We start from the raw sequence: 7,195 nt of genomic DNA, 5'->3' as shown, positions 1-7,195 counted from the left end.
CTTGGTCAGCAGCTTTTTGGAAAGCTGACGCACCGTCTCCACCACCATCTGGCGGCTTTCGTCGTCTAAGCCTCTATACTCGATTTCATTCATGAACATGCGTCCTTTATCCGGTTGATGTGAGGGCACACCACTTTCGATTGTGGCATTTTCATCTTTATCGGGGGTTTCTCTCTATCGCTGGGCTGCAGGCATGTTCCAGCAGGCCGGACAATTATTCCTCATCCGTATCGACGACGGTGCGGACCGCTTCGGCCGCCTTTCGGAGAGTCGCGATGACCTCTTCGACCGAAACGCCTTCCTCAAGCTGGTTGGCGGACAGTTCTGCCAGGCTGGCGAGAGCCCGAATGGTGGCGGTTGATCTCGGTTCCATCATGATGCGATCTCTCGATCCTTGTCCCGGCTGTATTCCGTCCGAAAATGACCCAAGGGACGGACCCGCACGATCTGCAGGCGACCGGTCATAGACAGCAGAATGCTTACTGCAGTGTTAAGGAACAGCGTAAACAAACTGTTAAATCCCGGGGGCGCGGAAAAAGATCCGGGGGATTACTTGCGCGGGCTTGGAGCGGGAACGGGAACGGAAAAATCGAGACCCTTGCGGAAGATCGATCCGGGGGCAACCTGTTGGGTTTCCTCGGAATCTCCCTGGCTGGAATCCGCGGCTTGCGGAATGGCGGCAGCCGATGCGGTGGTTTGCTGCATTTTGTTGCGGATCTCGATTTCCGCGCGGCGCACGGGATTGGCGGCCGGCAGGGGAATGTCTTCGACGGAAATGGTATCGCCGGTTATTTCCACGAGCCCAGACGTGCTTGCACTCACCGCAGGCGTTCCCTTGGGATTGCCGAGGCCCACCACCAGAGGCCGGTAGGCGACACGGCGCGGGCCAAGCGTGCGGTCGAGGATCTTGTTCCAGTCCGGCTTGCCGTTGGCCAGCGTGAAGCCGCTGTCGTCGATTTCCTCTTCCTTGTCGGCCTTGGCAAAGAACAGGAAGCCGCCGCGGGTCTTGTTCTGCGTGTCGAAGCGGGCCATGTAGCCCTTCGGTCCCGGGCTCTTGTTGCGCCGGCAATAACCGTCGGCGGGCGGATTACCGGAGGTTCCCGACAGGCCGGCAACCGCTTTGCCTCGATTGCCTTTGCGGAAGCCTTCATCAAAGAGCTGGCGCGCAAAGGCGGTGCGTTCCAGACCGGATGCCGCCCCCAGAATAATCGCAATCAGCGTCCGGCCCTTCCGGGTGACGGACGCGGCGACGTTGTATCCGGAGTTGCAGACATAGCCGGTCTTCATGCCGTTGGCGCCCGGCACGCGCAACAGGAATTCACGGTTGGCGGAACGCAGCGTCTTTTTGCCGAAGCGTATCCCGGGATGATTGTAAAACTTGCGGGACTCGGGGAAATCATTGCGCAGAGCCATGGCGAGAATGGCCAGGTCCCTGGCCGTCGACACCTGCCGGTTGTCCGGCAGACCGTGCGGGTTGACGAAGCGCGTATTGCTGAGACCCAGCCTTTTGGCTTCCGCATTCATCATCGCAATGAAGTTGGGCTCGGAGCCTCCGATCGCTTCGGCGAGCGCAACGGCGACGTCGTTTGCCGATTTGATCAGGATGATCTTCAGCGCCGTATCGACTGTGAACCGCGTACCGACCTTGAAGCCCATCTTGCTCGGCGGTTCGGAAGCGGAATTCTTGGACTGCACCACCGCCGAATCGAGCGAGGCCCGGCCTTCCTGGATCGCCTTGAAGGTGACGTAGGCGGTCATCATCTTGGTGAGGGAGGCCGGATACCATTTGCGGGTCGCATTCTTCTGGTCGACCACCGCGCCCGTCCTGGCATCCACCAGGACATAGGCACCGATATCCGCCCGCGCCGGTTGCAGCGCCAGTCCCAGGGTAAGGACCGCTGCCAGCAGGCATAGGCAAGTCAGGCGGGCAATCGGACTATCGAACATCAGGGTTTCCCGCAAAAGTCGGTTCTTTACGCAAAATCTAACGAGTGCCCCTTAAAAAACCGGAACATGCCCTCAAGAGCAAGTCTTTCGCATGCAATGTCCCATGCCGATCTTCCGGGCAACTGCTCTGTTTCCGGGCACTTTCTGCCGGGATTCTGCACAACGACCGGTTAAGAAAGAGCTTTCTCGTTTGGTCGGCCTACGTCATTCTGCCCCTCGACCTTGGCCCGGCACTTGCTAAGATTGCGGAGCCCATCTTCTTCTTGCTCCCGAAAGCACCTCGGCGCAAGGTGAGGACCGGGAGCTAAAGAAGAAAGAAAATGCGGGAACCGGGGAGACACCACGCCCATGTATGATGCTGACCCAGCATCACAATCGGACATTGCGGCCGATACGATGCAACGTGTGAACGGCGTTGCGCGTGTCCGTTTTGGCGTGTCCGGCGGCGACACCCGGCTTGCGGATCTTTATCAGAGCGGGTCGGCCAAAATCCGCCTGCCCAAGGTCTACGGCGAACCGCGCACGGCCGTCCTGATCAACACGGCCGGCGGCCTGACCGGCGGCGACAGGCTGACTTTCGACGTTGCCGTCGGCGACGCCGGACACGCAATCGTGACCAGCCAGACCGCCGAACGCGCCTATCGCAGCACCGGCGGCTCCGCAGAAGTGACAGGGCGGTTTGCGGTCGGCGCGGGTGCCACCCTCGAATGGCTGCCCCAGGAAACGATCCTCTTCGACGCCTCCCGCCTCACCCGTTCGATGGAGGCGGACCTCGGCGAGGATGCGCGGCTCATGATGCTGGAAACCGTCATTCTCGGCCGAACGGCCATGGGCGAGAAAATCCATTCGGTCTTCTTCCGCGACCGCTGGCGCATCCGCCGCAGCGGCAGGCTCGTCTTCGCCGACGACATCCGCCTGGACGGCACACCTGACAAATTCCTGGCGGGCCCGGCGACCGGAAACGGCGCCCTGGCCTTCGCAACGTTGGTCGATTGCGCCCCCGATGCAGAAGACCGTGAGCCCCTTGCCCGTGCCTCGATGGACGAAGCGGCCTCCGTCTCGACAAAATCGGCGGTGAGCAGCTGGAACGGCCTGCTTGTGGCGCGGTTCGTCTCGCACGACAGCCGCGACCTCAGAAACACCCTGATACGTTTTTTGACCCGGTACCGCGCAGCCGGTCTGCCGCGTGTCTGGCATTGCTGATTTGGAGGATTCCTGACGTGAACCTGACCCCCCGAGAAAAGGACAAGCTGCTGATTTCCATGGCCGCGATGGTCGCCCGCCGCCGCCTGGAACGGGGCGTTAAGCTGAACCATCCCGAAGCCATCGCGCTGATCACCGATTTTGTCGTCGAAGGCGCCCGCGACGGCCGCTCCGTTGCAGACCTGATGGCGGAAGGCGCCAAGGTGCTGACCCGCGACCAGGTGATGGAGGGCGTTGCCGAGATGATCCACGACGTGCAGGTGGAGGCAACCTTCCCGGACGGCACCAAGCTCGTCACCGTTCACGAACCCATCCGTTGACCCGTTCAAGGAGAACGACATGATCCCCGGAGAACTCTTCCCCGCCGAGGGCGAAATCGAGCTGAATGCCGGTCTGGAAACGCGGACGCTGGATGTCTCCAACACCGGTGACCGGCCGATCCAGGTGGGCAGCCACTACCATTTCGCCGAGACCAACGGGGGCCTGTCCTTCGACCGGGACAAGGCGCGCGGCATGCGGCTCGACATTCCGGCCGGAACCGCCGTGCGCTTCGAGCCGGGCCAGACGCGCTCCGTGACACTGGTGCCGTTTCAGGGCAATCGCACCGTCTATGGCTTCAACCAGAAGGTCATGGGCAAGCTGTGAAAAGGGGAGGTGACGTCATGTGCAAACGGATCGCGGCCCGGTTCCGCAAAAGCTCCGGTCTCAGGAAAATGATGCTGGCGGTCGGCCTTTGCGCCATCACGGGCACCCCTGCCCTGGCGGAGGACAAACCCGACTGCAACAACGCCATGAGCCAGTCGGAGATGACGCAGTGCGCCTATCTGGACTGGCAGAAGGCGGATGCGGAACTGAACGCGGTCTACAAGACCGCCATGGCCAAGATGCGTGAAACAGACGGCTATCTGCCGGACGACCTGAAGGGCGCGGCGAACACCCTCCGGGACGCCCAGCGCGCCTGGATCCCCTACCGCGACAAGGCCTGCGAGTCCTATGGCTTTCTGGCAAGGGGCGGCACGATGGAACCGATGCTGGTCTACGGCTGCCGGTCGGACCTGACCAGCAAACGCATCGATGAGTTGAAACTTCTGGCGGAAGGTCTGGGCAACTGATGCGGATGCGTACTCTCAGACTTGCGGGTCTCTCCGTTTTTCTCATGGCCGCCGTGTCGGCTCCGGACGCACAGACCCAGGAAAACACTCCGAAAAGCAAGCCGGAAAACACCCGGCAAGATGCTCAGTCCGACATCGACTGCGGCTATCCGCTCAACAATTCCGAGCGCACCTATTGTGCGGAAAAGGCCCTGAAGGCAGCACAGGCCGACATGATAGCTGCCTATGACCGCCTGCATGCGAAGCTGACCGAAATAGATGCCGATTTGCCCGAGCACCTGAAGGGCAGCCCCGCCGCGCTGGAAGAAGCGCAGAAAGCCTGGACGGTCTACAGCGACAAGGATTGCACCGCCTACAGCTTCCCCTTCAGGGGTGGCACGCGGGGCCAGGAACTTTACCGGAACTGCCTGATCGTCCTCACCATGAAACGCACCGAGGATCTCGACGCCACGGTCGAGGACTACAGCAATTGACAAGATGACTTTCTGATCGCCGATTGGAGACACGAATGGCTTACAAGATGTCCCGCGCCGCCTATGCGGACATGTTCGGACCGACCACCGGCGACAGGCTGCGCCTTGCCGATACCGATCTGATCATCGAGGTGGAGAAGGATTTCACCACTTATGGCGATGAAGTGAAGTTTGGCGGCGGCAAGGTAATCCGCGACGGCATGGGTCAGTCCCAGGCACCGCGCTCGGCGGGTGCTGTCGACACGGTCATCACCAATGTGCTGATCATTGACCACTGGGGCATCGTCAAGGCCGATGTCGGCCTGAAGGACGGCCGCATTGCCGGCATCGGCAAGGCGGGCAATCCGGACGTGCAGGCCGGCGTCGACATCATCGTCGGCCCGGGTACCGAAGCGATCGCCGGTGAGGGCAAGATCCTGACCGCCGGATCGATCGACGCCCATATTCATTTCATCTGCCCGCAGCAGGTGGAAGAAGCACTGACCTCGGGTGTGACCACCATGCTCGGCGGCGGCACGGGTCCGGCCACCGGCACCAATGCGACCACCTGCACTCCCGGCCCCTGGCACATCACAAGGATGCTGCAGGCCGCCGACAGCTTCCCGATGAACCTTGCCTTCGCCGGCAAGGGCAACGCTTCGCTTCCGGCAGCGCTGGAAGAACAGATCCTGGCGGGCGCCGCCGCCCTGAAGCTGCACGAGGACTGGGGCACGACACCCGCGGCCATCGACAATTGCCTGTCCGTCGCCGACGAATACGACGTGCAGGTGATGATCCACACGGACACGCTGAACGAAAGCGGCTTTGTCGAAAACACGACCGCCGCCTTCAGGAACCGCACCATTCATGCCTTCCATACCGAAGGCGCCGGCGGCGGCCATGCGCCTGACATCATCAAGGTGGTTGGCGAGATGAACGTCATCCCGTCCTCGACCAATCCCACCCGGCCCTACACGGTCAACACGCTGGAAGAGCATCTCGACATGCTCATGGTCTGCCATCACCTGCACAAGGACATTCCCGAGGACGTCGCCTTCGCCGAGAGCCGCATCCGCAAGGAAACCATCGCGGCGGAAGACATTCTCCACGACATGGGCGCCTTCTCGATCATCTCCTCCGACAGCCAGGCCATGGGCCGCGTCGGCGAGGTGATCATCCGCACGCTGCAGACCGCCCACAAGATGAAGGTTCAGCGCGGACGCCTTGCGCAGGAAACCGGCGACAACGACAATTTCCGCGTCCGGCGCTACATGGCCAAGACCACCATCAACCCGGCCATCGCCCACGGCCTCGACGAGCACATCGGTTCCGTCGAGGTGGGCAAACTGGCCGATCTCGTGCTCTGGGATCCGAAGTTCTTCGGCATCAAACCCGCGCTGGTCTTGAAGCTCGGCTCGATCGCCTCCGCGCCTATGGGCGACCCGAACGCCTCCATTCCGACGCCGCAGCCGGTTCACTACCGGCCGATGTTCGCCTCCTACGGCAAGGCCATGACGGCAAGCCGCGTGACCTTCGTCTCGCAGGCAGCTCTCGATACCGGCGTCAAGGACAAGGCAGGCCTCGACAGTCTCGTGCTGCCGGTTAAAAACACGCGCGGCGGCATTTCCAAGAAATCCATGGTGCTTAACGACGCGACGCCCCATATCGACGTGCATCCGGAAACCTATGAAGTGCGCGCCGACGGGGAACTGCTGACCTGCGAGCCTGCGGATGTCCTTCCGATGGCCCAGCGCTATTTCCTGTTCTAGGGTACGGAGAGAGAACGCGCATGTACAAGATCATCGGATTTCCCCGCACCCGCGCCATGCGGGTGATCTGGATGCTGGAAGAGCTTGGCGAACCTTACGAACTGGATCCCGCCATGCCGCATTCGGACACGGTCATGGCGCTCAACCCGTGCGGCAAGGTTCCGGTGCTGATTGACGGAGATGCGGTCCTTACCGAATCCGTCGCCATCTGCACCTATCTTGCCGACAAGCACGGGAAACTGACCTTTCCCCCGGGAACGCCGGAGCGGGCAAGGCAGGACAGTTTTACCCAATTCGGTGTCGACGTTCTGGAAGGCGCGCTGTGGACGGCGGCCAAGAACAGTTTCATCCACCCGGAGGAGGTGCGTGTTCCGGCCATCAAGGACGTCTGCAAGATGGAATTCGCGCGTGGCCTGAGAACGCTGGAACAGCGGCTTGGCGACGGGCCTTACGTGATGGGCGACACCTTCACGATCGCCGATATTCTCATCGGGAATTGCCTCGGCTGGGCAATGGTCGCCAAGTTCGAACTGCCGGTTGAGGGGCCGGTACACGACTATTTCACACGCCTGAGGGAACGCCCGGCTTTCCTGTCAGCGATGGCAACGGCCACCGCGACGTCATGATCCGCGTTCGGAAAATCCATGCCTCGGGCGCGTGGCCTGAAAACCTGCAGGGCGACCCCGCAGACCGGATCACACTTGACCGGGAA

9 protein-coding genes are annotated in these 7,195 nt (G+C 61.7%); 7 read left to right on the top strand and 2 right to left on the bottom strand.

Annotated elements, in window-relative coordinates:
• Window positions 1–214 precede the first annotated feature (214 nt).
• Both ACQY7U_RS16825 and ACQY7U_RS16820 read right to left on the bottom strand, forming a co-directional pair.
• Window positions 215–376: a hypothetical protein gene (locus tag ACQY7U_RS16825; protein WP_428646684.1), complete on the bottom strand. Its 162-nt coding sequence runs from the start codon at window positions 374–376 to the stop codon at window positions 215–217.
• 173 nt (window positions 377–549) lie between these two features.
• Complete coding sequence (locus ACQY7U_RS16820) at window positions 550–1,947, bottom strand: D-alanyl-D-alanine carboxypeptidase family protein (RefSeq protein ID WP_428646681.1); 1,398 nt, start codon at window positions 1,945–1,947, stop codon at window positions 550–552.
• Window positions 1,948–2,295: 348 nt separating this feature from the next.
• Between ACQY7U_RS16820 and ACQY7U_RS16815 the strand changes: the two genes are divergently transcribed.
• From ACQY7U_RS16815 to ACQY7U_RS16785, 7 genes are read left to right on the top strand one after another with little or no spacing between them, the layout of a single operon-like run.
• Window positions 2,296–3,150, top strand: coding sequence for an urease accessory protein UreD (locus ACQY7U_RS16815; RefSeq protein ID WP_428646678.1), 855 nt, complete (start codon window positions 2,296–2,298; stop codon window positions 3,148–3,150).
• A gap of 17 nt (window positions 3,151–3,167) precedes the next feature.
• Entirely contained in the window at window positions 3,168–3,470 is a 303-nt protein-coding gene (locus ACQY7U_RS16810) for an urease subunit gamma (protein WP_428646675.1), read from the top strand.
• Between the two features lie 19 nt (window positions 3,471–3,489).
• Complete coding sequence (locus ACQY7U_RS16805; RefSeq protein WP_428646672.1) at window positions 3,490–3,795, top strand: urease subunit beta; 306 nt, start codon at window positions 3,490–3,492, stop codon at window positions 3,793–3,795.
• A 17-nt stretch (window positions 3,796–3,812) separates the two neighbouring features.
• Window positions 3,813–4,262: a lysozyme inhibitor LprI family protein gene (locus tag ACQY7U_RS16800; protein WP_428646669.1), complete on the top strand. Its 450-nt coding sequence runs from the start codon at window positions 3,813–3,815 to the stop codon at window positions 4,260–4,262.
• A gap of 5 nt (window positions 4,263–4,267) precedes the next feature.
• A complete protein-coding gene (locus ACQY7U_RS16795; protein ID WP_428646666.1) occupies window positions 4,268–4,735 on the top strand; it encodes a lysozyme inhibitor LprI family protein in 468 nt (155 codons plus the stop codon).
• A 35-nt stretch (window positions 4,736–4,770) separates the two neighbouring features.
• Complete coding sequence (gene ureC / locus ACQY7U_RS16790) at window positions 4,771–6,483, top strand: urease subunit alpha (protein WP_428646663.1); 1,713 nt, start codon at window positions 4,771–4,773, stop codon at window positions 6,481–6,483.
• Between the two features lie 20 nt (window positions 6,484–6,503).
• Window positions 6,504–7,109 carry a glutathione S-transferase family protein gene (locus ACQY7U_RS16785; RefSeq protein WP_428646660.1) on the top strand — a complete coding sequence of 202 codons (606 nt, stop codon included), beginning with the start codon at window positions 6,504–6,506 and terminating at the stop codon, window positions 7,107–7,109.
• The last annotated feature ends 86 nt before the right edge of the window (window positions 7,110–7,195 follow it).

Source organism: Roseibium sp. (assembly GCF_050301095.1).
In the GTDB taxonomy this organism is placed as follows: domain Bacteria; phylum Pseudomonadota; class Alphaproteobacteria; order Rhizobiales; family Stappiaceae; genus Roseibium.
Note: the sequence above shows the minus strand (reverse complement) of the source record. Positions and strands in the feature narration are given on the sequence as shown.

Bases quoted from the DNA above. Each gene is read 5' to 3' on its own strand.
- ACQY7U_RS16825 (WP_428646684.1), bottom strand. From the start codon at position 376: ATGATGGAACCGAGATCAACCGCCACCATTCGGGCTCTCGCCAGCCTG.
- ACQY7U_RS16820 (WP_428646681.1), bottom strand. From the start codon at position 1,947: ATGTTCGATAGTCCGATTGCCCGCCTGACTTGCCTATGCCTGCTGGCA.
- ACQY7U_RS16815 (WP_428646678.1), top strand. From the start codon at position 2,296: ATGTATGATGCTGACCCAGCATCACAATCGGACATTGCGGCCGATACG.
- ACQY7U_RS16805 (WP_428646672.1), top strand. From the start codon at position 3,490: ATGATCCCCGGAGAACTCTTCCCCGCCGAGGGCGAAATCGAGCTGAAT.
- ACQY7U_RS16800 (WP_428646669.1), top strand. From the start codon at position 3,813: ATGTGCAAACGGATCGCGGCCCGGTTCCGCAAAAGCTCCGGTCTCAGG.
- ACQY7U_RS16795 (WP_428646666.1), top strand. From the start codon at position 4,268: ATGCGTACTCTCAGACTTGCGGGTCTCTCCGTTTTTCTCATGGCCGCC.
- ureC (WP_428646663.1), top strand. From the start codon at position 4,771: ATGGCTTACAAGATGTCCCGCGCCGCCTATGCGGACATGTTCGGACCG.
- ACQY7U_RS16785 (WP_428646660.1), top strand. From the start codon at position 6,504: ATGTACAAGATCATCGGATTTCCCCGCACCCGCGCCATGCGGGTGATC.